This window comes from Serratia sp. ID 25-353 (genome assembly GCF_054792795.1).
This window is the reverse complement of the sequence record NZ_CM139236.1, coordinates 378,680-404,170: the sequence shown is the minus strand read 5'-3', so window position 1 is coordinate 404,170 and position 25,491 is coordinate 378,680. Positions and strand designations below refer to the sequence as shown.

Genomic DNA, 25,491 nt, shown 5'->3' with positions numbered 1-25,491 from the left:
TGTGGATAGACACCAGCGGTGCAGCTTATAAAATACGAAACGGCCCCTGAACATTCAGGAGCCGTTTTCCCCTTCATCTTTCGCGCCACAGCGGCGTTGTCTGCGCACCTTCGCCTCGGTCACTTAGCTCACTAAGCTCCCGAGGGCTCATGCGCTTGCCGCCTGGCTGCAACCCGAAATCTTTCGGGTGCAAGAAGGGTCACGACGAGCGGCGTTAGCGGGTGAAAGCGTAAACTTTCCCGCCGCGAGCCTGGATGATCAGCTTGTCGCCGGCCACCATCGGCGCAGACAGGAAGCCGGAGCTGTCCACTTCCTGCTGGGCGACAAAACGGCCATCGGTGGTGTTGATCCAGTGCAGATAGCCTTCGGCGTCACCGGTCACCAGATAACCATTATACATCACCGGCGGCGTCAGGTTGCGGTGCAGCAGATCGCTCTGCGTCCACACGGTCACGCCGCCTTCGGTGCTGAGTGCCACCACGCGATCGTTCTGGTCGATCAGATAGATACGGCCCGCGTCGACGATGAAATCGTTCACCGAACCCAGCTCGCGTTTCCAGATGATCTGGCCGGAACGCAGATCCAGCGCCGTCAGGTTGCCGTTGTAACCCAGTGCGTAGACTACGCCGTCAACGATCACCGGCGTCGTATCCACGTCGTTCAGGCGATCGATTTCGGTCGCGCCGCTCGGCTGAGAAATACGCTGTTGCCAGATCAGTTGGCCCTGCTGCATCAGCACGGCGCTGACGCGGCCGTTGTCACCGCCGACGATGGCGGCGCCAAAGGCGACAGCCGGCGCGGATTCACCGCGCAGCGACAGCGAAGGCATGTCCAGGTTAACCGTCCACTTCACCGCGCCGTCGGCTTCGTTCAGCGCCTGCAGCATGCCGTTGGAGGTGTGCACCAACACCATGCCGTCGCTGACAACCGGACGGGAGATCGCTTCGCCGGCCACTTTGGTCTGCCAGGCGATGGCGCCGTCGGCGGTGTTCAATGCGTAAACCACCGCTTTTTCGCTGCCGACGTAAACCTTGTCACCCGCGACCGTCAGGCCGCCCGACAGCAGCGCAGACAGGTTGCTGGAGAAGAAACCGGTCTTCTCGGAGAGATTCACCTTCCACTTCTCGTTGCCGCTGTCGGCGTCCATCGCTTTCACGATGCCGAAGCGATCGGCGGCGTAAATGGTGCTGTCCTGATAGGCCGGACGCAGGTGGGAGTAATACTCACCGATGCCGTCGCCTACCGAGGTGCTCCACGCCTTGCTCGGCGTAAACTGATTTTCAACTTTCGGCAACGGCGACATGGTAACCACGTCTTCTTCGCTGTTAAACAGCGAGCAACCACTCAGCAAGGCAGCGGAAACCAGTCCGACCAAGAGTGTTTTACGCAATTGCATGGGAATTCCCCTTAGCTGGACAAGTTATTCAATTTCATGCGCAGCAGAACCTGCAGCGCCTGAGAAGCGTTGGACTCAATGCCTTTGCTGTAAGCTTCGCGCGCGCCCTTGGCGTCACCCTTGGCCAGCAACACATCGCCGCGCACATCCTGCATCATCGCCGCCCAGCCTTCGCCTTTCACGCCATCCAGCGTTTTCAGCGCTTCATCCAGCTTTTTCTCCTGCAGCTGGACGCGCGCCAGACGCAGGTCGATCATCGCCAACAGGTTGTCGTCTTTGGTCTGGCCCTGCGCCAGCGCCAATTGCTGTTCCGCCTTGGCGAAATCATTCTGTTCGACAAAGTGCTTGGCCAACTGCAGCGCGGCCAATACGCCGTAGCTGTTGCCGTTAGCCTGGACAAATTTCTCCGCGGCAGCCACGTCATCCGGCTTGCCGGCCGCCAGACGATCGCTGGCTTCCTGATAGGATTGCGATGCCGCCATCATGTTGGAGTTTTCATGGCTCTGCCAGTAACGCCAGCCAACCAGGGCACCAATTCCGAGCACCACGCCCACCGCCAGCGCTTTGCCGTTCTCGGCAAAGAACCGACGCAGTGCGTCGACTTGTTCGTTTTCAGTGGTATAGACTTCCACGGTGTCCTTCTCCTTAACCTAACATCAAAGCCAGACGCGCAGCGACTTCGCTTTGCGCCAGCGTTTCTTGTTCACCACTGCGCAGGTCTTTCACCACCACCTGCTGCGCCGCCACTTCGCTCTCACCCAGGATCAGCGCGATGCGCGCGCCCCATTTGTCCGCACGGGTGATCTGCTTCTTGAAGTTGCCGCCGCCGTAATTGGTCATCAGCTTCAGCTGAGGCGCCGCATCGCGCACCTGTTCAGCCAACTGCATCGCCGCGCTCTGGGTGCCCGCGCCGGAAGAGATGACGTACACGTCGATAGCCGACGGCGCCTTGAATTCCGGGTTAACCGCCTGCACCAGCAACACCAGACGCTCGAGGCCCATGGCGAAACCGACCGCCGGGGTGGCACGGCCGCCCAATTGCTCGACCAGGCCGTCGTAACGGCCGCCCGCGCAGACGGTGCCCTGCGCGCCCAGGCTGGTGGTCACCCACTCAAACACGGTGCGGTTGTAGTAATCCAGACCGCGCACCAGGCGCTCGTTAACGGTATATGGGATACCTGCCTGCGCCAAAAGTTCACACAGACCGGCGAAGTGAGCACGGGATTCTTCATCCAGGTACTCGGACAGGCGCGGCGCGTCGTTCAGCAGCGCCTGCACCTCAGGATTCTTGGAGTCCAGCACGCGCAGCGGGTTGCTGTACATGCGGCGTTTGCAGTCTTCGTCCAGCACCTCAACGTGCTGCTCCAGGAACGCCACCAGCGCGTCGCGGTAGTTGGCGCGCGCCTCCAGCGAACCGATGGAGTTCAGCTCCAGCTTGACGTGCTCGGCGATGCCCAGCGCTTTCCACCAGCGGGCCGTCAGCAGGATCAGCTCGGCGTCGATGTCCGGGCCTTGCAGGCCGAACACTTCCGCGCCCAGCTGATGGAACTGACGGTAGCGGCCCTTCTGCGGGCGCTCGTAGCGGAACATCGGGCCGATGTACCACAGACGCTGTTCCTGATTGTACAGCAGACCATGTTCGATGCCGGCGCGCACGCAGCCAGCCGTCCCTTCCGGACGCAGCGTCAGGCTTTCGCCGTTGCGGTCTTCGAAGGTATACATCTCTTTTTCCACGACGTCGGTCACTTCGCCGATCGCGCGTTTGAATAACGGGGTCTGCTCTACAATCGGCAACCGGATTTCGCTGTAACCGTAGCTGCCCAGCACCTGCTTGAGGGTGCCTTCAATACGCTGCCATAATGCCGTTTCTTCCGGCAGGTAGTCGTTCATGCCGCGAATGGCTTGAATGTTCTTTGCCACGTGAGTTCTCTGTCCGTTGTCTGTAAAAATGAACCTGATTATAGGGACTTTGCCGCCCGGTATTCAACGCGGATGCGGTTTTCTGCCCTTCAGGCTCATAAACAAGCGGGCCAACAGGCCCGCCATGTAGCAATAACGCTTATTTTTCCAGCAGGTTGACCGTGATGCGGTTGCTTTCATCCATCATCGCGGCCTTGGCGCGAATTTTCGCTTCCAGCTGGTCGATCATCTGTTCGTTGTCGAAACGCTCTTTCTGGCGCACGCCGTCTTCATAGAAGCCGCTCTTCTTGTGGCCGCCGGTCACGCCCATGGTGGACACCAGCGCTTCGCCCGGACCGTTCACCACGCAGCCGATGATCGAAACGTCCATCGGCGTGATGATATCTTCCAGACGCTGCTCCAGCGCGTTCACCGTGCCGATCACGTCGAACTCCTGACGCGAACAGGTCGGACAGGCGATAAAGTTGATACCGCGCGCGCGGATGCGCAGCGACTTCAGGATATCGAAACCGACCTTCACTTCTTCGACCGGATCCGCCGCCAGCGAGATGCGCAGGGTGTCGCCGATGCCTTCAGACAGCAACATGCCCAGGCCGATGGCCGATTTGACCGACCCGCTGCGCGCGCCGCCGGCTTCGGTGATGCCCAGATGCAGCGGCTGATCGATGCGCGACGCCAGCAGGCGGTAAGATTGCACCGCCAGAAACACGTCCGACGCCTTGACGCTGACCTTGAACTGGTCGAAGTTGAGGCGATCGAGGATGTCCACGTGGCGCATGGCGGATTCCAGCAGCGCTTCCGGCGTAGGTTCACCGTACTTTTCCTGCAGGTCTTTCTCCAGCGAGCCGCCGTTGACGCCGATGCGAATCGGGATGTTCTTATCGCGGGCGCAGTCCACCACCGAGCGAATGCGCGATTCGTTGCCGATGTTGCCCGGGTTGATGCGCAGGCAGTCTACGCCGTATTCGGCAACCTGCAGCGCGATGCGATAATCGAAGTGGATATCGGCGACCAGCGGCACGTTGACCTGCTGCTTGATCAGCTTGAACGCCTCTGCGGCGTCCATGGTAGGAACCGAAACGCGGACGATGTCGACGCCCACGCGCTCCAGCGCTTTAATCTGATTAACCGTTGCTTCAACATCGGTGGTACGGGTGTTGGTCATCGACTGCACAGCAATCGGCGCACCATCACCAATAGGCACCTTGCCGACGTAAATGCGTGTAGATTTTCGACGGTTGATGGGCGCTTGGTTATGCATTACTTACTCTCCATTGCTGCTCTGACATCACGACCAGCCGCGCGATTACTGCGCGGCGACGGTCAGGCGAGCAACACGGTTTGACTTAACGAACCGGCTTAAATCAACCGGCTTACCCTGATACTGGATCTGTACTGCCGCCGGCGCGCCGATGGTCAGTTTATACGGCGCAGTGCCGGCCAGGTTCAGCTTGCCACCCTGCTTCTGGGTGCCGCTGAACAGCGTCTTACCGCTCGCGTCGGTCACCTGCAGCCAGCAGTCGGCGGAGAAATCCATCACCAGCGCATTCGGATCGGCCACCGGCGCAGCCACGCCCGCATCGGCGGTCGGCAACGGCGCTTGTGCCGCCGGCGCGGTTTCCGGCAGGGTTGTCTGGCTTGGCGACACCACGGCAGGCTGCTGCTGAGCCGCACTCGGCGCCTGAGCGGTAGCCGCCGGCGCCTGAGCCGCAGCGCCGGCATCGGCCGGCGCTGCGCTGTTGTCAGTCAACGGCACGTTAGTGCCGGCGTCGGCGTTGCCGTCGGTCAGCGGCACGGACTGCCCTTCGTTATTCTGCGAAAGCTGCGCGGAAGACTGATCGGCCATGGTGGCGATCTCTTCCTGCTGGGCCTTGTGGTTTTGCCACCACCAGGCGCCGGTCAGGCCGATCACCACGAACACGATAAGCCAAGTGAAGCTCATCAGCCAGCCGTCGCGTTTCTTGCGGCGCTTGCCCAGCGAGAAGCTTTGCATCGGCGCCACTTTCGCCATCTTCAACGGCGCCTGCTTGGCCAACATCGGCAACAGTTCGTCTTCCGGCAAATGCACCAGCTTGGCGTAGGAACGGATGTAGCCGCGCACGAAGGTGGACGCGAGGTCAGCAGACACGCTGTCTTCCTCGATATCGCGCACGGTGGACATTTTGAGACACAGGCGTTCTGCAACGGTCTGTTGGCTCAGCCCGAGTTGCTCACGGGCCTGACGCAGGCGCTGGCCTGTCGTCATGGATTCGGTTTTATCTTGGGAGGCTTCAGTATTCATTAGCTAAGAACTGCTGGTACTGTTTGGATTGTGGAAAACTTCGCGCTAGCTGCTTGCCATAGCGTTGAACGCTATCCTGACGGCCGGCTAACGCGGCGAAACGAATCTGTAACCATAAGCTGCTGGCGCTGGCCGGCAGAACATGCTGATAAACATCCAATAAAAGTTGCGACTGGGCGCGCTTCCCTTCTCCAAATTGCTTTTCGGCCTCCGCCAACAGCGGAGTGCCTTTGTCCGGATCGACCTTCAGCGCGCGGCTCAACAGCGTGCGCGCTTCATCGTTTTGTCCGGCCTTGAGAAAACAGTAACCTGCGTTTTCCAGGCTGTCGGCGACCTGGCCATAATCGGGCGCCAGCGCCGCAGCGCTAAACTGCTGTTGCGCCGGTACATACTGCCCTAAACCGCAAAGAAACGCACCGTAATTATTCAACACGGTGCCATTGCCTGGCGCAAGTTTGAGCGCTTGCCGATAACGCTGTTCGGCTGCGGCATTTTCACCGATCCGCTGCGCGTAGAGCGCCATGCCCAACTGCGTGCGGTAATCCTGCGGGGCCGCATCCAGCGCCTTTTCCAGGTTCTGGCGCGCGGCGTCCATGTCGCCTTGCTGCAGGTACTCCAGGCCCAGCTGCAACCGCGTCTGGCCCGCCTCAGAGACTTGTGCTTCCTTTTCCGGCGCTGAACCGGAACACCCGGCCAACAACCCGGCCGCCAGCCACACACCCCACAGTTTCAGCTTCATGCCCGCATTCATTTCCTTATCGGCCGTCAGCTAACGCCCATCAGCGACACGCTTTCGCATAACAGGCTGTTAGATAACAAAAAATGGTGCTATAGGATTCAGACCGCCCGTACGTTGATAGGTTCCCCGGCCATTTTCTTCTTCAGGGTACGCTTGGTACGATCGATCACTTCACCCGCCAGTTGCCCGCAGGCGGCGTCGATATCGTCACCACGGGTTTTACGAACAATAGTCGTAAAGCCGTATTCCATCAACACCTTGGAGAAACGATCCACCCGGCTGTTGGAGCTGCGGCCGTAAGGGGCGCCCGGGAACGGGTTCCATGGGATCAGGTTGATCTTGCACGGCGTGTCTTTCAGCACTTCCGCCAGCTGATGCGCATCGTCGGTGCTGTCGTTGATATGATCCAGCATCACGTACTCGACGGTCACGCGGCCCTGATTGGCGTTGGATTTCTCCAGATAGCGGCGCACCGCGGATAGGAAGGTCTCGATGTTATACTTGCGGTTGATCGGCACGATCTCATCGCGGATGGTGTCGTTCGGCGCATGCAGCGAGATCGCCAGCGCCACATCGATCATGTCGCCCAGCTTGTCCAGCGCCGGCACTACGCCGGAGGTAGACAGGGTCACGCGGCGTTTGGACAGGCCAAAGCCGAAGTCGTCCAGCATGATTTCCATCGCAGGCACCACGTTGTTCAGGTTGAGCAGCGGCTCGCCCATGCCCATCATCACCACGTTGGTGATCGGACGTTGGCCGGTCACTTTCAGCGCGCCGATGATTTTCGCCGCGCGCCACACCTGGCCGATGATTTCCGACACGCGCAGGTTGCGGTTGAAGCCCTGCTGCGCCGTCGAACAGAATTTGCACTCCAGCGCGCAGCCTACCTGCGAGGAGACGCACAGCGTCGCGCGGTCGGCTTCCGGGATGTACACGGTTTCGACCTGCTGATCGCCGACCTTAATCGCCCACTTGATGGTGCCGTCGGCCGAGCGCTGTTCTTCCGCCACTTCCGGCGCACGAATTTCCGCCACGCGCTGCAGCTTGCCGCGCAGGACTTTGTTGATGTCGGTCATCTGCTCGAAATCGTCGCAGCAGTAGTGGTACATCCACTTCATCACCTGATCGGCGCGGAACGGTTTCTCGCCCATTTCGGCAAAGAATTCACGCATTTGCTGGCGGTTCAGGTCCAGCAGGTTGATTTTGGCCGCAGCCGGTTGCTCCACGTTAACGGAGGGGGTAGTCAGCGAATTATTTTCAGACACGGTGTGCTCGGACGTGATGGGTTCTAACATAATGATCTCTGGCCTCGTTATTACACGTTATGGCGCTAAAGAATGGACAGTAAGTTGTGCATTTCAGCCCGCATGATTCGGGTGGCGGCACTAAAAACGCGCCCCTGACAAGTCGTCTTATCAGGGGCGCGGCATTGTACAAATTTTAGTAGCGGGTGGCTACGGCTGAAAGGCATTCAGGGCATTTTTATTGTTTCAGCCGGTGAATGCCGGGCTATCAGCCAAGAAACGGCACGATTAACGTGCGCAGATTTCGCTTTCGTTGAAGAAGTAAGCGATTTCACGCTGTGCGGATTCAACGGAGTCGGAACCGTGAACGGCGTTAGCGGTGAAGCTGTCCGCGTAGTCGGCACGCAGGGTACCGGCCAGCGCGTTGTCCGGGTTGGTTGCGCCCATGATGTCGCGGTTGCGCTGCACGGCGTTTTCAGATTCCAGAACTTGCACCATGATTGGGCCAGAGGTCATGAACTCAACCAGACCGTCGAAGAATGGACGGCCTTTGTGCTCAGCGTAGAAGCCTTCAGCTTGTTCGCGAGTCAGACGCAGCATTTTAGCGGCGATGATTTTGAAACCGGCGCGCTCGAAACGCGCATAGATAGCGCCGATGTCGTTGTTGGCTACAGCGTTTGGTTTAACGATGGAAAAGGTACGTTCTACGGTCATGATGGCCTCTGTATAACATCCAAAACAGGCCGGTCTGCAATGTTGCCGGCCTTCTCAAGTGGCGCAGATTATATGTGCGCCGTTAACGCTTGCCTACGGGAAAATCAACATTTCATTAAAAAAATATGATCTTCATAGGCCATTTTCGACAACGTGGCGGCGCTACTGGGTCTTGTCGGTAGACGGGATCAAATTGCGTAGCCAGCTGCCCCAGCGGCGCTGATAAAACGGCTGCGTATGGGAGATCAGATAGTGGCTGATGCCGCGCTCGTTCTCCGACACCAGGCAGAAATCCACCGGTTCGTCGTTCGGCGCCGTTTCGCTGGCGACGCTGCCGGCCTCGTTGATCAACGCCTCGATCTCCGCCGGCTCGGCGTCCACTTCCAGCCCGATCAGCAAATTCGGCTTCTCGTCCGCCGCCTGGTCGTGCATCAGCGCCAGAAACGCGCGGCGCACCGGCTTGCGCTGGCTGAACAGCGTGGTCAACGCGTCCACCATCGCCGACGGATACGTTTCGGGCTGCCCCAGCAGGATTTGGGTCTCTTTATCGACGTAATGCTCCACCGGTTTGACGACGCCGCCGGTCGCCAGCAGCATCGCCACCTCTTCCGGGTAGAACTCCTTGCCGTACTCCGCCTTCGGGTTGAGGAACAGATCCGCGCCCTGGGTGATTTCGAACAACACCCGCGCCGGCATGGCGATAAATGGCTGTTCGTCCTCAACGGCCTTCTGCAGCGCTTCCAGCGAGGTGAAGAACGGAATGATGCTGCCGCCGTCCTGCTTCTCCCAATGCTGGATATTGACCGGCGTATCCGCGTTCAGCGCGATGTCGCCGTCCTGCTGCACCTGCTCGCTGTCGCCGAGGATCAGCACCGTGGCGTCGAGCAGTTCACGGAAGAACGCCGGGCGATGGGCCGGCTCCGTCACCGCCAGCTTCAGCAGGCGTTCAAGTTCGTTCTCGCTCGGGGCGGCATCGTGATGATGGGCACTCATGGCAAACTCCAGGGATCAAATAGCGAGGCCCAGCATGCTGGGCCCCGAAGATAATGCGCATTCTAGCGCCCGACGCGGCGGGCGTTCAATTATTTGGCTTTGCTCAGCAGCAGGTTGGCCAGGGCGCGCACGCCCAGACCGGTCGCACCGGCCGACCACTGCTCCACCGCGCCTTTGCGGTAGGTGGCGGAACAGTCGATGTGCAGCCAGCCTTGCTGGTAGTTCTTGACGAAGTGCGACAGGAAGGCCGCCGCGGTGCTGGCGCCGGCGGTGTAGGCCGGGCCGGCCACGTTGTTCAGCTCGGCGAAGTTGGACGGCAGCTGGCTGCGGTGGAACTCGGCCAGCGGCAGACGCCAGAACGGCTCGTGCTCGGCGGCGGCACTGCTCAGCAGCTCCTGCGCCAGCGCATCGTCGAAGCTGAACAGCGCATGGTAGTCATTGCCGACCGCGGTTTTGGCCGCGCCGGTCAGGGTGGCGCAGTCGATAATCAGCTGCGGGTTCTGCTGAGAAGCGTCGATCAGGCCGTCGGCCAGCACCAGGCGCCCTTCCGCATCGGTGTTCATCACCTCAACGGTTTTGCCGTTGCGGTAGCGAATGATGTCGCCCAGTTTGAAAGCGTTGCCGCTGACCATGTTGTCGGCGCAGCACAGGTACAGCTTCACGCGCTGCTTCAGGCCGCGCGCCGCCGCCAGCGCCAGAGCGCCGGTGATGGTCGCCGCGCCGCCCATGTCAGCCTTCATCGAGTCCATAAAAGCGCTCTGTTTCAGGCTATAACCGCCAGTATCGAAGGTGATGCCCTTGCCGACCAGGCAGGCGAACACCGGCGCGTCCGGGTTACCGGTCGGGTTGAAGTCGAGCGCCAGCAGCACCGGTGGGCGCTCGGAGCCGCGGCCGACGGTGTGGATGCCGGCATAGTTCTGCTCGCGCAGATCTTCGCCCTTGGTGATGCGGTAGCTGACGGCATCGCAGCCGACGTCGCACATCAGATCGACGGCGCGGGTCGCCAGCTGCTCCGGCCCCAGCTCTTCCGCCGGCATATTGATGGTGTCACGCACCCAATCTACGATCTTCAGGCGCTTATCCAGCTCCTGACGTGCGGCTTCCGGCAGTTCGGCCCATTCGACGTTGCGTTGCCCTTTCGGCCCGCGGTAGCCCTGCCAAAACGCCCAGCTGTTTTCCAAGTCCCAACCGTCACCGGCGAGTTTGACGTTTTTGATGCCCTGACCGTCAATTTTGCGACCCGCACGCTGGATCGCGCCCAGCTTGTCGGCGCCGGTCAGGTGGATGGTCATCCCTTCGCCGTTGGTGCTGAGCAGCGCTTTTTCGCCCCAACGGGCGTCGGCTGGTTGTTGCGACAGCGTGACCTGCATGAATTCTGTTGTCATAGCCTTCTTACTCCGGATTATTCTTTTATTAATCTTGTCGGATACAAAATAAACGGGCCGCCCATGGCAGCCCGTTACGCTATTTACTCCGCTTCATCTAACCAGACCAGCAGGATCGCTTCCAGTATTTTTTCGTTGGAAGCCTGCGGATCGTCGTCGAACTCTTCCAGATCGCAGATCCACTGATGCATGTCGGTAAAACGCACGGTTTTCGGATCGGTGTCCGGGTATTGGTCGTACAGGGCTTCGCCGATTTCTCGGCTGTCGGTCCACTTCAGTCCCATTATGATCTCCGGGTTGGCGCTGCGGCTAACAATTAATGCTCACGCGCGTGGTTGACGGTGTAGCGCGGCATTTCGACCACCAGATCTTCGTCAGCGACCAGCGCCTGGCAGCTCAGACGGCTTTCCGGCTCCAGCCCCCACGCTTTGTCCAGCATGTCGTCTTCCAGCTCGCTGCTCTCTTCCAGCGAATCGAAGCCTTCACGCACGATGCAGTGGCAGGTGGTGCAGGCGCAGGATTTCTCGCAGGCGTGCTCGATTTCAATGCCGTTGCGCAGCGCAACGTTGAGGATCGACTCCCCTTTTTCAGCGTCCAGAACCGCCCCTTCCGGGCAAAGATCTTGATGGGGCAGGAAAACAATTTTAGGCATGGTTAAACCTCATCCACAGAATGGCCAGCCAGCGCGCGGCGAATGGAAGCGTCCATGCGGCGCGCGGCAAAATCTTGCGTTTGTGCATCTAATGTTTTGATGGCGTCTTCGATAGCGGCAGGATCTTCACCCTGCGCCGCCTGCTGCAACGCCTGGGTCGCGGCGGCGATCGCCTGGCTTTCCGCCTCGCTCAGCAGCGCGGCGTCGGTGGCCAGCGCGCCCTGCAGGCTTTCCAGCACCCGCGCAGCTTCCACGCGTTGCTCCGCCAGCTTGCGCGCGCCCACGTCGTTTTGCGCGTTGGCCATCGAATCCTTGATCATGCTGGCGATTTCGCTGTCCGACAGACCGTACGACGGCTTCACCTGGATCGAGGCTTCGACGCCGGTGGATTTCTCCATCGCGGTGACGCTCAGCAGACCGTCGGCATCCACCTGGAAGGTGACGCGAATGTGCGCCCCCCCGGCAGGCAATGGCGGCAGGCCGCGCAGCGTGAAGCGCGCCAGCGAACGGCAGTCCTGCACCAGCTCGCGCTCGCCCTGCAGCACGTGGATCATCATCGCGCTCTGGCCGTCTTTAAAGGTGGTGAATTCCTGCGCGCGCGCCACCGGGATGGTGGTGTTGCGCGGGATCACTTTCTCCACCAGACCGCCCATGGTTTCGAGGCCCAGCGACAGCGGGATCACGTCCAGCAGCAGCATGTCGCTGTCCGGCTTGTTGCCCACCAGAATGTCGGCCTGGATCGCGGCGCCGATGGCGACCACTTTATCCGGATCGATCGACGTCAGCGGCGCACGGCCGAAGAAGGCCCCCACTTGCTCACGCACCAGTGGCACGCGGGTAGAACCACCGACCATCACCGCTTCCAGCACCTCGTCGGCGGCGACGCCGGCGTCTTTCAGCGCGCGGCGGCAGGCCATCAGCGTGCGTTTCACCAGCGGAGCGATCAGCGCTTCGAACTGGGCGCGGGTCACCTCGCCCTGCCAGCCGGCCACCTCGACGCGCACGCTGTCGGCATCGCTCAACGCGATTTTGGCGGCGATGGCGGCATCCAGCAGTTGGCGCTGCACACCATGGTCGCTGCGATCGGCCACGCCGGCCTGCTCGCGCAACCCGTCGGCCAGCAGGTGATCGAAGTCGTCACCGCCCAGCGCGGAATCGCCGCCGGTGGCCAGCACTTCGAACACGCCGCGGCTGAGGCGCAGAATGGAGATATCAAAGGTGCCGCCGCCCAGATCGTAAACCGCGATCACCCCTTCCTGGCCGGAATCCAGCCCGTAGGCGATCGCCGCCGCGGTCGGTTCGTTCAGCAGGCGCAGGACGTGCAGGCCGGCCAGACGCGCCGCGTCTTTGGTGCCCTGGCGCTGCGCGTCGTCGAAGTAGGCGGGAACGGTGATCACCACGCCGTCCAGCTCGCCTTCCAGCGCCGCTTGCGCGCGCGCGGACAGGGCCCGCAGGATATCGGCGGAGACGCCGACCGGGTTAACCGGGCCGGCGGCGGTGACGATCAGCGGCAGGCCGTTGTCGCTGGCCTGAAATTGATACGGCAGGTTCGGGTAACGTTGCTGCACGTCCGCCAACGAGCGGCCCATCATGCGTTTGATGGAGCTGACGGTATTGGCCGGATCCTGCGCCGCCTGTTGGCGCGCCTCCCAGCCGACGCGCTGCGCGTTCGCCTGATAATGCACCACCGAAGGCAGCAAATGGCGGCCCTGTTCGTCGGCCAGCGTTTCCGCTTGCCCGCTGCGCACCGTGGCGACCAGCGAGTTGGTGGTGCCTAAGTCGATGCCGGCGGCCAGACGTCGCTGATGCGGCGCGGCGCTGAGGCCAGGCTCACTAATTTGTAATAAGGCCATGTTGAAGCTTCCACAATCAGAATCAGAAGGTGTTACTCAAAACCCAGCAGTTTTTCTTCGAGTTGTTCAACCTGTTGCTGGAGTTTGTCCAAAAAGCGCAGCTTGCGCACGGTGTCGGCGGCGTCCGCCCATTGCTCACCATCCAGCTGCTGCAGCATCAGCGCGCTGCGCTGTTTGATGGAGACGGCCAGCCGCGCGCCGAAATCGGCCAGCAGGCTTTCCGCCTCCGGCTTGCGCTCAATGGCGTCGAGCTCTTCGCGCAGTTCCAGCTGTTCCATCAGAAACGCGGTGTCGCGCATCGTATGCTGTTCGTTGCCCAGATCGAAGCCGTGCAAAGATAGCATATACTCCGCGCGTTTTAACGGGTGCTTCAGCGCCTGGTAGGCTTCGTTGATGGTCGCCGCCTGCTGCAACGCCATCAGGCGTTCGCGCTCCGGCTGGTTGGCGAAACGATCGGGGTGGAATTGGCGCTGCAGATCCTGGAAGCGGGACGCAAGCAGGCTGCCGTCCACGGTGTAGCGAACTGGCAGCCCGAATAAAGTAAAGTAATCCATAGCGTGCTCTGGGCGTTAGCGGATGAAGTTCCCCCGCCGAAACGGGGGAGCACGATGGACTGTCAGACGTTGAAACTCTCGCCGCAGCCGCATTCGCTTGAGACGTTCGGGTTGTTGAACTTGAAGCCTTCGTTCAGGCCTTCCTTAACGAAATCAAGCTCGGTGCCGTCAAGGTAGACCAGGCTCTTGCCGTCGATGATCACCTTGATGCCTTTGTCTTCAAACACGATGTCGTCATCGTTGGCTTCGTCAACAAATTCCAGCACGTACGCCATCCCGGAGCAGCCGGAAGTTCGCACTCCCAGACGCAGGCCGAGACCTTTGCCGCGGTTCGTCAAAAACGCCTGAACACGCTGCGCAGCGCTGTCGCTCATGGTAATAGACATCACAACCTCACACTTCACATCAAAGCCCGGCGCGGCCGGGCCGACTCAGACAAATTACTTGGCGCTATGCTTGCTCTTATAGTCGGCAATCGCTGCTTTGATGGCGTCTTCAGCCAGGATCGAGCAGTGAATTTTGACCGGCGGCAATTCCAGCTCTTCAGCGATCTGGGTGTTTTTGATCGCTTCAGCCTGATCCAGCGACTTGCCTTTCATCCATTCGGTCACCAGCGAGCTGGAGGCGATGGCGGAACCGCAGCCGTAAGTTTTAAAGCGCGCGTCTTCGATGATGCCTTCATCGTTAACCTTGATTTGCAGCTTCATGACGTCGCCGCAGGCCGGTGCCCCTACCATGCCGCTGCCGACGGTAGGATCTTCGTTGTCGAAAGAACCCACGTTACGCGGGTTTTCATAATGATCGATTACTTTTTCGCTGTAAGCCATGACCTTGCTCCTGAAACCTGAGAATTAATGATGCGCCCATTCGATGCTGTTGATGTCCACGCCCTGCTTGAACATCTCCCACAGTGGGGACAGATCGCGCAGACGGCCGATGGATTTACGCACCAGTTGAATGGTGTAGTCGATCTCTTCTTCCGTGGTGAAACGCCCCAGGGAGAAACGGATCGAGCTGTGCGCCAATTCATCGCTCATGCCCAGCGCGCGCAGCACGTAGGACGGCTCGAGGCTGGCGGAGGTACAGGCTGAACCGGAGGAAACGGCCAGGTCTTTCAGCGCCATGATCAGCGACTCGCCTTCAACGTAGTTGAAGCTGACGTTCAGGATGTTCGGTGCGCCGTGCTCCAGATCGCCGTTCAGATACACTTCTTCCATATCTTTCACGCCGTTCCACAGACGATCGCGCAGGGTGCGCAGACGCGCCATCTCTTCGGTCATCTCTTCTTTGGCGATGCGGTAAGCTTCGCCCATGCCGACGATCTGGTGGACAGGCAGAGTGCCGGAACGCATGCCGCGCTCGTGACCGCCGCCGTGTACCTGCGCTTCGATGCGGATACGCGGCTTGCGGCGCACGTACAGCGCGCCGATGCCTTTCGGGCCATAGATTTTGTGGCCGGAGAACGACATCAGGTCGACTTTCAGCTTGCTCAGATCGATAGGCAGTTTGCCCACGCTCTGGGTGGCGTCAACGTGGTAGATGATACCGCGCGCACGGCACATTTCGCCGATCGCTTCGATATCCTGCACCACGCCGATTTCATTATTGACGTGCATGATGGAGACCAGAATGGTGTCATCGCGCAGCGCCGCTTCGAGATCCTGCAGGCTGATGATGCCGTTGCTCTGTGGCGCCAGGTAGGTCACTTCAAACCCTTCGCGCTCCAGCTGACGGCAGGTGTCCAGCACGGCTTTGTGTTCGGTTTTGCTGGTGATGATGTGCTTGCCTTTTTTCTGGTAGAAATTGGCAGCGCCTTTGATCGCCAGGTTGTCGGATTCGGTCGCCCCGGAGGTGAAGACGATTTCGCGTGGGTCGGCGCCCACCAGTTCGGCAATTTGGTTACGGGCGATGTCTACCGCCTCTTCCGCCTGCCAACCGAAACGGTGGGAACGGGAAGCCGGGTTGCCAAAAGTGCCGTCCAGGGTCAAAAACTGCATCATCTTCTCAGCAACGCGCGGGTCGACCGGCGTCGTTGCTGAGTAATCCAGATAAATCGGTAATTTCATTGCTCTTGTGCTCCGTACATCACTTCCAAAAACTAAAAAAATTTCGCCAGCTGCTTATGCGCGCAGATTAACGTTGATAGTTTCTTGCGGACGACCGTTGGCCGTGCGGCGCGTATCGTTGTTTTGACGATCCGCCACCACCAGCACTTCCTGGTTGTTGACCAGTTCTGCCAGCGTAATGTTGTTCAGGAACCCGCTGATGCGCTCGCTCAGATCGCGCCACAGGGCGTGGGTCAAGCAGCGATCGCCGCCCTGACAGCCTTCTTTGCCCTGGCAACGGGTTGCATCTACCGATTCATCGACGGCAGTGATGACAGCGCCAACGGCGATCTCACCTGCGTCTTTACCCAGCAGATAACCACCGCCCGGGCCACGCACGCTGGCCACCAGACCATTCTTGCGCAGACGGGAGAATAATTGTTCCAGATAAGAGAGCGAAATACCCTGGCGTTCGGAAATGTCCGCCAGTGGTACCGGCCCTTCCTGGGAATGCAGCGCTACGTCGAGCATAGCGGTTACGGCATAACGGCCTTTGGATGTCAGTCTCATAGCTCAATGGTTACCTGTTGGTCAAATATGGCCGAAAGTCTGACATTCCTGAGTAAAACAGTCAACTATTTAACCTAGTAATTGACTCAAGTATTAGCACGTTTTGAACTTAGCAAGAACAAAGGTATATAAAATACATGTTATAACCTTTGGATAACTAATACTATTGTCGCCCACCGTTATGCCACATCAATTAATTACCTTGATGTTTATCCTGTTTCTCGATCGACGTCAGCATGCCGCGCAGGATATTCAGCTCCTGCCCTTCCGGGCGCGCGCGGGTGAACAGCCGACGCAGGCGGCTCATCACCTGGCCCGGATGGGACGGACGAATAAAGCCGGTGCGCTGCAGCGTCTGCTCCAGATGCTGATAGAAACGCTCGAGGTCGTCCACCAGCGGATACGGCGTCTCTTCCAGCTGCGGCGCGCCCGCCTGTTGGCGATCGAGGTAAGCCACGCGCACTTCATACGCCAGGATCTGCACCGCCATCGCCAGATTCAGCGAGCTGTAGTCCGGGTTGGCCGGAATGGCGACGTGGTAGTGGCACTTCTGCAGTTCATCGTTGGTCAGCCCGACGCGTTCGCGGCCGAACACCAGCGCCACCGGCGCGTGTTCGCCTTCGTGCACCGCGCGCACGCCGCATTCACGCGGCTCCAGCATCGGCCACGGCAACGTGCGAGAACGTGCGCTGGTGCCTACCACCAGGCTACAGCCGGCGATGGCGTCATCGAGGGTATCGACGATAGTGGCGTTGCCGATCACGTCGCTGGCGCCGGCGGCCAGGGCGATGGCCTGAGAATCGGGTTTGATCAGCGGATTAACCAGATAAAGGTTGGTTAAACCCATGGTTTTCATGGCTCTGGCGGTCGAGCCCATGTTGCCGGTATGTGAAGTCTCTACCAGAACAATGCGGATATTGTGCAGCATACAAACTCTGAGCGTGGCGGAAAATCGCAGCATCTTAACACAGCCGTAGGCAATTTGCCGAACAGCTGCTATACTTCGCGCCGTTTCCTGTTCTTTAACATCCTAGTTGGAAGATACCCATGCATCCGATGCTGACTATCGCCGTGCGCGCTGCGCGCAAGGCCGGTAACCTGATTGCCAAAAACTACGAAACCCCGGACGCTGTAGAAGCGAGCCAGAAAGGGACCAATGACTTCGTCACCAACGTCGATCGCGATGCAGAGCATCTGATCATCGACGTCATCCGCAAGTCTTATCCGCAACACAGTATCGTGAGCGAAGAACGCGGTGAGCTGATCGGCGAAGATCGCGATGTGCAATGGGTGATCGATCCACTGGATGGCACTGCAAACTTCATCAAACGTTTCCCTCATTTCTCCGTTTCCATCGCCGTACGCATCAAAGGCCGTACTGAAGTGGCCGTGGTCTACGATCCGATGCGCAACGAACTGTTCACCGCCACTCGCGGCCAGGGCGCACAGCTCAACGGTTACCGCCTGCGCGGCACCAATGCCAAAGATCTGGATGGCACCATCCTGGCGACCGGCTTCCCGTTCAAGGTCAAACAACACGCAACGCCTTACATCAACATCGTCGGCAAGCTGTTCACCCAGTGCGCGGACTTCCGCCGCACCGGTTCCGCTGCGCTGGATCTGGCCTATGTGGCCGCCGGCCGCGTGGACGGTTTCTTCGAAATCGGCCTGAAGCCGTGGGACTTCGCCGCGGGCGAACTGCTGGTGCGTGAAGCCGGCGGCCTGGTCACCGACTTCGTCGGTGGCCACAACCACTTCAGCTCCGGCAACGTGGTTGCAGGCAACCCACGCGTAGTGAAAGCCATGCTGGCCACCATGCGTGAAGAACTGAGCGAAGCGCTGAAGCGTTAATCGCCAGAAGCGAATCGAAAAAAAGCGCTGCCGATGCAGCGCTTTTTTTATGCCCGTTAACGGGAGAAGGGACGGATGCCGCCGCCGAATTCCGGCTGCGCGCTGACGTACAGCAGCAGCCCGGCAGCCAGCAGGATCAGACCGCCGGCCAGCGCCAACGCCCCCCAAGCCACTGCGCTCCAGGCGGCGGGCGCACGCGAACGGCTGAGGCGCACCGCCAGCCGGCGGCTGTAATGCACCAGCAGCGCCAGCATCGAGATGGTCAACGAGGTGCCGAATGCCATCGCCAGCGCGGAGATCACTCCCCAGCCGAACACGCCGATCACCTTGGAGAACAGCAGCACCAAAATCGCCCCCGAACAGGGGCGCATGCCCATCGCCAGCACGATGGCGGCCTGAGTGCGCCAATCGCTTCCCGCCTGCAGCTCGCTGTCGCTCGGCAGATGACGGTGGCCGCAGCCGCAATTGGCGCTGTGCACATGATCCGCCGCCAGCGGCGTCAGGCTATTGATGCGCAGCGCCGGCGCCGGGCGCATCGCCTTGATCGCCGCAAACAAACGCTTCAGCGCGCGCCAACTCAGCAGCACACCAAGCAGCATCACCAGGATAAAGCTGCCCTTCTCCAGCCAGAAGCTGCTTTGGTGCAGCTGGCGCGAAGAGAGCTGCAATACCACCAGCATCAGCGTGACCAGCGCGATCGCCACTCCGCCCTGCACCAGCGAGGCGGCGAAGGTCAGCTTCAGGCTGCTTTTCAGCCGCGCCGGATGGGTAGCCAGGTAGGTGGCGATCACCACTTTGCCGTGGCCGGGGCCGAGCGCATGCAAGACGCCATAGCCGAGGCTGAACAGCATCAGCGCCAGCCCGGCCTGCTGCGGCGCGGCCTTCACCTGCTGTAACAGCCCCGCCATCTGCTGGTGCAGCGCTTTTTGCCACACCACGCTCTGCATCAGCAGCTGCGGCCAATAGTGCCACGCCAGCAGCGCGGCGGCCGCCAGCGCCAGCATGAACGGCAGCAGCGGCCACAGGCCGAAGGCCCAGTGGCGTTGGCTCGTCGTCGGTGGTGAGAAATTTAACGACATTGCAGCGTCACCCGCTGGGCGAACTGCTGCCCCAGCGCCAAATCTTCGCCGGGTGAGTCGTTCTTGTCGAGCGACAGCGCATAGGCCTGCAGCGACGCATTCGGCTTCGGCGTCATCAGCTTGTAGCTGCACAGCTGCGCCATCTCCGGCGGCAGATGCAGCGCATTTTGGTCTTTATAGGTCATGTCCACGAAATAAGTCGGATCGTAAGTAGAAAGTTCGAACGGCTTACCCGCCAGCGGCTGTGGCTCGGCCAACGGCAGCACGAACTCCAGCACCGCCTGATTGCCCTGGCGCGACAGGTGATATTCGCTGGGCAAGTTCAGGTATTTCACCGGCTTGCCGTCGCGGTAAAGATCGGTGAAATAGTGCTGCCCCAGCACGTTGGCCATCACTTCCGCCGCCAGCTTTTTCCACACCTCCGAATCGCTCTTGGCGTTTTTCGCATCGTAGAGCAGATCTGCCGAGGTGATTTCATCCATTACCCACACCATTTTCAGACCGACCAGCCGCTGGTCCTTGGCGACGAAGGTGGTGTTCATGTCGATAAAGCTGTGCGGATGCGCGATCGCACCGGCGCTGAACACGGCGCCAAAGGCAGCCAAAAGACGACGTAACTTCATCATTATCCTGTCTTACCTGTATTTGTTATAACGTAACACAAACAAATGCCGAACGGCCCGCCTCTCCCGGCGATATTTGTGACGAAAGTTGTAAGCCGAAGTAAAAGCCGCACGGTAACCCTGCCGCCACAAAGCCTTTTGCTATGCTTAGGTATAATCGCAACCTTTTATGCCGGAAGGTGATAATGAGCCTGGACACCTCTCCCGTGCCCGAGCTCTCCGGACAACAACGGCGCTGCCATCTGCTGCTGATGCTGTACACGCCGGAGCCCGAGTTACAGCTGGAGACCCTGAGCCAAATCAACGGCGTCGCCCCCCCGATAACCCGGCAAGATATAGCCGAGGTGGCCAATGAAATCCAGCGTTTCCACCACCTGGAGATCGCCGTCGATCCCGATCGTGGCTACCAACTGCGGGGCAGCGCGCTCGACCAGCGCCTGTGCCTGATCCATTGGCTGCGGCGGGCCCTGCGCTGCAGCCCGCAGTTCGTCGAGGGCGATTTCGCCCCGCGCCTGCGGCACGTGCTGGCGGCCGATGCCGCCCCGGCGTCTGCGCTGGCAGAGGCGATCGATGCCTGTGAGCCACTGCTCAACCGCCGATTCGATGCGCGCGACCGCCAATTCCTGCAGCATTATCTGCTCTACTGCGCCTGGCAAAATCGCCTGCAGCGCCATCCGCATTTCGACGCCGTTCAACGCGACTGGCTGCGGCAAAAGCCGGAGCAGCAGGCCGCCGCCTGGCTGCATCAGGCCTGCAATCGGCTGTTTAACCAGCCGCCGCAGGCAGACGAGCGCGATTTTTTGGCGCTGACGTTTACCCTGTTGAAAAATCACAGCTACCACAGCAACGACTCCGCGCAAGAACAGCGGCTGATGGCAGCCATCGACAGCATGGTCGAGCGTTTCCAGCAGCTTTCCGGCATGGCCTTCAGCAGCAAGGCGGAGTTGGTCAGCCAGCTGTTCGCCCACCTGGCGCCGGCGCTGGAGCGCTGCCGTTTCGCCATCGGCATCGACAATATGCTGCTGGAAGAAGTGGTGCGCAAATACCCGCGGCTGATGCGCACCACGCAGGAAGCGCTGAAACCGCTGGAGCAGGAGTACGACGTGGATTTTTCCAACGAGGAGACGGGCCTGGTGGCCATCAGCTTCGGCGCCTGGCTGATGCAGGACAACGCGCTGCAGGAAAAACAGGTGCTGCTGCTGACGCTGGACAACCCGCAGCTGGAAGAGGAAGTGGAATATCAGATCCGCGAGCTCACGCTGCTGCCGCTGAACATCAAGTATCTGCCGCTGAGCGACTATCTGCGCGGCGGCGCGCCGCAGGGTGTCATGCTGGTGATCACCCCTTATGCGGCGGTGCACAGCGATCCGCACCCGCCGCTGATCTATACCGAACTGCCGCTGGAAACCCGGCAGCGCCAAGCCATCCGCACGCTGCTGGAAGCCCCTTAATCAACGGCTGACACTGACCGCCGGCGGCCGGATGAACAAGGCCGGCACCGCGACCGCCGCCATCACCCAGAATACCCCGCCCTGCCAATGTTCGAACAGGAACCCGGCAATGACCGTCATAACGGCGATGCCGCCGCCCATCGCCAGCGCCGAATACACCGCCTGCAGCCGGATCACCTCTTGCCCCTGGCGCGCGGCAATAAAGCGCATCGCCGCCAGATGACAGACGGTGAAGGTGCCGCAGTGCAGGATCTGGATCAGCAGCAGCCAGCCCAGCTCGGTACTGTAGGCCATCAGGCTCCAGCGCAACACGCCGCAGCAGGCGGAGAGCAACAGCAGGTTGCGCGCATTCCAGCGGCGGAACAGCACGTTGCTGCTGGCGAAAATAATCACTTCCGCCACCACGCCGAGCGACCACAGATAGCCGATGGTCGAGGCCGAATAGCCCGCCTCCTGCCAGTAAATGGAGCCGAAGCTGTAGTAGCCGGCGTGCGCCCCCTGCAGCAGCGTGACGCACAGCAGGAAGCGCCAGACCGGCCCCTCTTTCAGCAGTGCCCACAGCGAGCGCTCGGCTTCGCTGTGCGAGCGCGCTTCGCCCTGCGGCATGACGCTCGGCTTCAGCAACATGCCCAGCAGCATCGCCAACACGCTGAAGATCAGGCTGTAGAGAATCGCGTTATGGCCCCACACCGCCACCAGCTGCCCGGTCAGCGCCGAGCCGATGACGAACGCCAGCGAGCCCCACAGCCGCACCCGGCCGTAGTCCATGCGGATCTGCTTTTGCCAGGTGGCGGCCAGCGCGTCGGTCAGCGGCACCAGCGGCGAGAAGAACAGGTTGAAACCCGCTATCACCAGCATCAGCCAGCCCCAACCGTTGCCGAAACAGAAACCGACCGCAAAGGCCAGGGTCAGCAGCGCCAGCAGGCGCAGGGCGGAGACTAAATGAGAGGGATCTTTAACGCGGGGAGCAATCAGTAAGCTGCCGAGGAAGCGGGCCACCAAGCCGGCGCCGAGCAATATGCCGATGGTTTCGGGCGCGATGCCCTCGCCTTTCAGCCACACGCCCCAGAACGGTAAGAAGATACCGTAGGAAAAGAAGTAGGTGAAATAACTGAGCGCGAGCCAACGCGTGGATTGCAGAACCATGATCCCTCCGGAGTGAGGGCAATACTTTGACAGAGCTCACACCGCCCCGCAATCTTCATTCCACTTCAATGCGTTAGAGTGCCAGGCAGCTCACAGTTTGCCGCGAGCGGCCACAAAAAAACCCGCCGCAGCGGGTTTTGTCGGGCGAAAGCGGGATTATGCGTAAACCGGCAGGCGGGCGCAGATATCCAGCACTTTCTTCTTGGTGCGTTCAATGGTGGCTTCATCGTTGATGTTGTCCAGCACATCGCAGATCCAACCGGCCAGTTCGCGCACGTCGGCTTCTTTAAAGCCACGACGGGTGACGGCCGGGGTGCCGATACGCACGCCAGAGGTGACGAACGGGCTCTTAGGATCGTTCGGCACGCTGTTTTTGTTGACGGTGATGTTGGCGCGGCCCAGGGCGGCGTCCGCTTCTTTACCGGTCAGGTTTTTGTCGACCAGATCCAGCAGGAACAGGTGGTTATGGGTGCCGCCGGAGACCACTTTGTAGCCGCGCTGCAGGAACACGTCCACCATCGCCTTGGCGTTGACCGCCACTTGCTGCTGATAAACCTTGAACTCAGGCTCCATCGCTTCTTTCAGCGCCACCGCCTTGCCGGCGATCACGTGCATCAGCGGGCCGCCCTGGCCGCCAGGGAACACGGCGGAGTTCAGCTTCTTGTACAGCTCTTCGTCGCCGCCCTTCGCCAGGATCAGGCCGCCGCGCGGACCCGCCAGGGTTTTGTGGGTGGTGGTGGTGACGATGTGCGCGTGCGGTACCGGGTTCGGGTACACGCCGGCGGCGATCAGGCCCGCTACGTGCGCCATGTCGACGAACAGGTAAGCGCCGATGCTGTCGGCGATTTCGCGCATTTTGGCCCAATCAACCACGCCGGAGTAAGCGGAGAAGCCGCCGATGATCATTTTCGGCTTGTGGGTTTGCGCCTGCTTGGCCAGATCGTCATAGTCGATTTGACCTTTGTCGTCGATGCCGTAAGGCACCACGTTATACAGTTTGCCGGACAGGTTGACCGGGGAACCGTGGGTCAGGTGGCCGCCGTGCGCCAGGTTCATGCCCAGAATGGTGTCGCCCGGCTGCAGCAGCGCGGTGTACACGGCGAAGTTAGCCTGGGAGCCGGAGTGCGGCTGCACGTTGGCGTAATCGGCGCCGAACAATTCTTTGGCGCGATCGATAGCCAGCTGCTCAACGATATCCACGTATTCGCAGCCGCCGTAGTAACGCTTGCCCGGATAGCCTTCAGCGTATTTGTTGGTCAGCTGGGAACCCTGAGCCTGCATCACGCGCGGGCTGGTGTAGTTCTCAGACGCGATCAGCTCGATGTGCTCTTCCTGACGCACCACTTCCTGCTCCATGGCACGCCACAGTTCCGCATCGTAATCGGCAATGTTCATTTCACGCTTTAACATCCGGCATCTCCTGACTTAAATCAGCTAACTAAAAAATCACCAAATAACTACCCGTTTGGGTTCTGGGCCACAGTGTAAACCGTTTCGCCCCACCGAAGATAGGTCTTGACAGAGGTTTTTACGCAAACGATTGGCATAAGGTGGCGCAAGGCTTTGATCCGCGAAACACCGCCGTTTATCAACGGACATTTCCTCATGCGAACAATGCGCTTTTTTCATGTTCTGTGAGCGCGATCGACGCCCGAAGAACACCGCAACGAAAACAAGGGTATTTACAAGCGACGCGGAACCCAATAAGATGCATTTAAAATACATCATTAAAATTATCGTCAAGATCCCAACCCAAGGAGCGCTTCCATGCTGGATAGCCAAACCATCGCCACCGTGAAATCCACCATTCCCCTGCTGGCTGCGACCGGGCCGAAGCTGACCGCCCACTTTTACGATCGCATGTTCGCGCACAACCCGGAATTGAAAGACATTTTCAACATGAGCAACCAGCGCAACGGCGATCAGCGTCAGGCGCTGTTCGACGCCATCTGCGCCTATGCCGCCAACATCGAGAACCTGGCGGCGCTGCTGCCGGCGGTGGAGCGCATCGCGCAGAAGCATACCAGCTTCAATATCCAGCCGGAGCAGTACAACATCGTCGGCGGTCACCTGCTGGCGACGCTGGACGAAATGTTCAGCCCGGGTCAGGAAGTCCTGGACGCCTGGGGCAAGGCCTACGGCGTGCTGGCCAACGTATTTATCCAGCGTGAAGAGCAAATTTATCAGCAGAGCGAAGCCGACAACGGCGGCTGGCGCGATCTGCGCGCGTTCCGCATCCTGAAGAAACAGCCGCAGAGCGACGTGATCTGCAGCTTCGTGCTGGCGCCGGTGGACGGCGGCCGGGTGGCGGACTTCAAACCGGGGCAATACCTGGCGGTCTACATCAAGCACGACAGCCTGGAACATCAGGAAATTCGCCAGTACTCGCTGACCACCTCGCCGAACGGCGAGTTCTACCGCATCGCGGTGAAGCGTGAAGATCAGGGTAAAGTGTCCAACTACCTGCACCAGCAGGCGCAGGAAGGCGACGTGATCTACATCGCCCCGCCGCACGGCGACTTCTTCCTCGACGTGGCGCCGACCACGCCGGTGGCGCTGATCTCCGCCGGCGTCGGCCAAACCCCGATGCTCGGCATGCTCAACACCCTGCACGACAACCAGCATCAGGCGCAGGTCCACTGGCTGCACGCGGCGGAAAACGGCAGCGTGCACGCCTTTGCCGATGAGGTGGCGGATATTGCCGGGCGCATGCCGAATCTGAGCCGCCATGTGTGGTACCGCGAGCCGGGTGCCGATGACGTGGAAGGCCGCGACTATCACAGCCGCGGATTGATGGATTTGAGCGCGCTGCAAGGCAGCCTGGCCGATCCGCAGATGCACTATTACTTCTGCGGCCCGGTGGCCTTCATGCAGTTCGTGGGCAAACAGCTGCTGGAAATGGGCGTAGAGGCCGAACGCATCCACTACGAATGCTTCGGCCCGCATAAGGTGCTGTAATGCTTGCGGAGCGCGGCCGTCAGACCGCGCTCCCCTC

26 protein-coding genes are annotated in these 25,491 nt (G+C 60.3%); 3 read left to right on the top strand and 23 right to left on the bottom strand.

Annotated features, from left to right (window positions below):
- Nucleotides 1-214 precede the first annotated feature (214 nt).
- The 19 genes from bamB to trmJ all read right to left on the bottom strand — a co-directional run bounded on the left by bamB (nt 215) and on the right by trmJ (nt 17,274).
- Nucleotides 215-1,396 carry an outer membrane protein assembly factor BamB gene (gene bamB, locus ACYF6X_RS01860; protein WP_033635590.1) on the bottom strand — a complete coding sequence of 394 codons (1,182 nt, stop codon included), beginning with the start codon at nt 1,394-1,396 and terminating at the stop codon, nt 215-217.
- An 11-nt stretch (nt 1,397-1,407) separates the two neighbouring features.
- Nucleotides 1,408-2,028, bottom strand: a complete 621-nt coding sequence (locus ACYF6X_RS01855; protein ID WP_033635592.1) for a YfgM family protein — start codon at nt 2,026-2,028, stop codon at nt 1,408-1,410.
- Between the two features lie 13 nt (nt 2,029-2,041).
- Nucleotides 2,042-3,316 carry a histidine--tRNA ligase gene (gene hisS, locus ACYF6X_RS01850; protein ID WP_025159556.1) on the bottom strand — a complete coding sequence of 425 codons (1,275 nt, stop codon included), beginning with the start codon at nt 3,314-3,316 and terminating at the stop codon, nt 2,042-2,044.
- Nucleotides 3,317-3,455: 139 nt separating this feature from the next.
- Complete coding sequence (ispG, locus tag ACYF6X_RS01845) at nt 3,456-4,577, bottom strand: flavodoxin-dependent (E)-4-hydroxy-3-methylbut-2-enyl-diphosphate synthase (RefSeq protein ID WP_016929756.1); 1,122 nt, start codon at nt 4,575-4,577, stop codon at nt 3,456-3,458.
- A gap of 45 nt (nt 4,578-4,622) precedes the next feature.
- On the bottom strand, nt 4,623-5,597 hold the full coding sequence (rodZ, locus tag ACYF6X_RS01840) for a cytoskeleton protein RodZ (RefSeq protein ID WP_063990535.1): 975 nt from the start codon (nt 5,595-5,597) through the stop codon (nt 4,623-4,625).
- Nucleotides 5,587-6,336, bottom strand: coding sequence for a type IV pilus biogenesis/stability protein PilW (pilW, locus tag ACYF6X_RS01835; RefSeq protein WP_063990649.1), 750 nt, complete (start codon nt 6,334-6,336; stop codon nt 5,587-5,589). Before pilW ends, rodZ begins: the two co-directional genes overlap by 11 nt.
- A gap of 98 nt (nt 6,337-6,434) precedes the next feature.
- A complete protein-coding gene (gene rlmN / locus ACYF6X_RS01830; protein ID WP_063990536.1) occupies nt 6,435-7,631 on the bottom strand; it encodes a dual-specificity RNA methyltransferase RlmN in 1,197 nt (398 codons plus the stop codon).
- 237 nt (nt 7,632-7,868) lie between these two features.
- Nucleotides 7,869-8,294, bottom strand: coding sequence for a nucleoside-diphosphate kinase (gene ndk, locus ACYF6X_RS01825; protein WP_004941424.1), 426 nt, complete (start codon nt 8,292-8,294; stop codon nt 7,869-7,871).
- Nucleotides 8,295-8,456: 162 nt separating this feature from the next.
- Nucleotides 8,457-9,287: an enhanced serine sensitivity protein SseB gene (sseB, locus tag ACYF6X_RS01820; protein ID WP_130018141.1), complete on the bottom strand. Its 831-nt coding sequence runs from the start codon at nt 9,285-9,287 to the stop codon at nt 8,457-8,459.
- A gap of 89 nt (nt 9,288-9,376) precedes the next feature.
- Nucleotides 9,377-10,672, bottom strand: a complete 1,296-nt coding sequence (pepB, locus tag ACYF6X_RS01815; RefSeq protein ID WP_063990538.1) for an aminopeptidase PepB — start codon at nt 10,670-10,672, stop codon at nt 9,377-9,379.
- Between the two features lie 83 nt (nt 10,673-10,755).
- Nucleotides 10,756-10,956: a Fe-S cluster assembly protein IscX gene (gene iscX / locus ACYF6X_RS01810; protein ID WP_006327336.1), complete on the bottom strand. Its 201-nt coding sequence runs from the start codon at nt 10,954-10,956 to the stop codon at nt 10,756-10,758.
- A 32-nt stretch (nt 10,957-10,988) separates the two neighbouring features.
- Nucleotides 10,989-11,324, bottom strand: a complete 336-nt coding sequence (fdx, locus tag ACYF6X_RS01805; protein ID WP_046897754.1) for an ISC system 2Fe-2S type ferredoxin — start codon at nt 11,322-11,324, stop codon at nt 10,989-10,991.
- A 2-nt stretch (nt 11,325-11,326) separates the two neighbouring features.
- Nucleotides 11,327-13,177, bottom strand: a complete 1,851-nt coding sequence (gene hscA, locus ACYF6X_RS01800) for a Fe-S protein assembly chaperone HscA (protein WP_130018140.1) — start codon at nt 13,175-13,177, stop codon at nt 11,327-11,329.
- Between the two features lie 32 nt (nt 13,178-13,209).
- The gene (gene hscB, locus ACYF6X_RS01795) at nt 13,210-13,731 is read right to left on the bottom strand and encodes a co-chaperone HscB (RefSeq protein WP_063990540.1); all 522 of its coding nucleotides are present in this window, start codon (nt 13,729-13,731) and stop codon (nt 13,210-13,212) included.
- Nucleotides 13,732-13,793: 62 nt separating this feature from the next.
- Complete coding sequence (gene iscA / locus ACYF6X_RS01790) at nt 13,794-14,117, bottom strand: iron-sulfur cluster assembly protein IscA (RefSeq protein WP_004941410.1); 324 nt, start codon at nt 14,115-14,117, stop codon at nt 13,794-13,796.
- A gap of 54 nt (nt 14,118-14,171) precedes the next feature.
- A complete protein-coding gene (gene iscU, locus ACYF6X_RS01785) occupies nt 14,172-14,558 on the bottom strand; it encodes a Fe-S cluster assembly scaffold IscU (RefSeq protein ID WP_004941408.1) in 387 nt (128 codons plus the stop codon).
- 24 nt (nt 14,559-14,582) lie between these two features.
- Nucleotides 14,583-15,797, bottom strand: a complete 1,215-nt coding sequence (iscS, locus tag ACYF6X_RS01780) for a cysteine desulfurase (RefSeq protein ID WP_016929764.1) — start codon at nt 15,795-15,797, stop codon at nt 14,583-14,585.
- A 54-nt stretch (nt 15,798-15,851) separates the two neighbouring features.
- A complete protein-coding gene (gene iscR, locus ACYF6X_RS01775; RefSeq protein ID WP_004941404.1) occupies nt 15,852-16,346 on the bottom strand; it encodes a Fe-S cluster assembly transcriptional regulator IscR in 495 nt (164 codons plus the stop codon).
- A gap of 193 nt (nt 16,347-16,539) precedes the next feature.
- Entirely contained in the window at nt 16,540-17,274 is a 735-nt protein-coding gene (trmJ, locus tag ACYF6X_RS01770) for a tRNA (cytosine(32)/uridine(32)-2'-O)-methyltransferase TrmJ (protein ID WP_025303916.1), read from the bottom strand.
- A 119-nt stretch (nt 17,275-17,393) separates the two neighbouring features.
- On the opposite strand from trmJ, the gene suhB reads away from it, so the two are divergent.
- Nucleotides 17,394-18,197: an inositol-1-monophosphatase gene (gene suhB, locus ACYF6X_RS01765; RefSeq protein WP_004941400.1), complete on the top strand. Its 804-nt coding sequence runs from the start codon at nt 17,394-17,396 to the stop codon at nt 18,195-18,197.
- Nucleotides 18,198-18,253: 56 nt separating this feature from the next.
- Here the strand turns inward: suhB and ACYF6X_RS01760 are convergent, their stop codons facing one another.
- Both ACYF6X_RS01760 and ACYF6X_RS01755 read right to left on the bottom strand, forming a co-directional pair.
- Nucleotides 18,254-19,276, bottom strand: coding sequence for a nickel/cobalt transporter (locus ACYF6X_RS01760; RefSeq protein ID WP_130018139.1), 1,023 nt, complete (start codon nt 19,274-19,276; stop codon nt 18,254-18,256).
- A complete protein-coding gene (locus ACYF6X_RS01755; protein ID WP_033651572.1) occupies nt 19,267-19,902 on the bottom strand; it encodes a DUF1007 family protein in 636 nt (211 codons plus the stop codon). Before ACYF6X_RS01755 ends, ACYF6X_RS01760 begins: the two co-directional genes overlap by 10 nt.
- Before the next feature lie 182 nt (nt 19,903-20,084).
- On the opposite strand from ACYF6X_RS01755, the gene csiE reads away from it, so the two are divergent.
- Entirely contained in the window at nt 20,085-21,350 is a 1,266-nt protein-coding gene (csiE, locus tag ACYF6X_RS01750; protein ID WP_063990544.1) for a stationary phase inducible protein CsiE, read from the top strand.
- On the opposite strand, the gene ACYF6X_RS01745 is transcribed toward csiE, so the two are convergent.
- Both ACYF6X_RS01745 and glyA read right to left on the bottom strand, forming a co-directional pair.
- A complete protein-coding gene (locus ACYF6X_RS01745; protein ID WP_063990545.1) occupies nt 21,351-22,496 on the bottom strand; it encodes a 3-phenylpropionate MFS transporter in 1,146 nt (381 codons plus the stop codon).
- Between the two features lie 156 nt (nt 22,497-22,652).
- Nucleotides 22,653-23,906 carry a serine hydroxymethyltransferase gene (gene glyA, locus ACYF6X_RS01740; RefSeq protein ID WP_025303922.1) on the bottom strand — a complete coding sequence of 418 codons (1,254 nt, stop codon included), beginning with the start codon at nt 23,904-23,906 and terminating at the stop codon, nt 22,653-22,655.
- 357 nt (nt 23,907-24,263) lie between these two features.
- Here glyA and hmpA point away from each other — a divergent pair, with 357 nt between their 5' ends.
- Nucleotides 24,264-25,454, top strand: coding sequence for an NO-inducible flavohemoprotein (gene hmpA, locus ACYF6X_RS01735; protein ID WP_063990546.1), 1,191 nt, complete (start codon nt 24,264-24,266; stop codon nt 25,452-25,454).
- Nucleotides 25,455-25,491 lie beyond the last annotated feature (37 nt).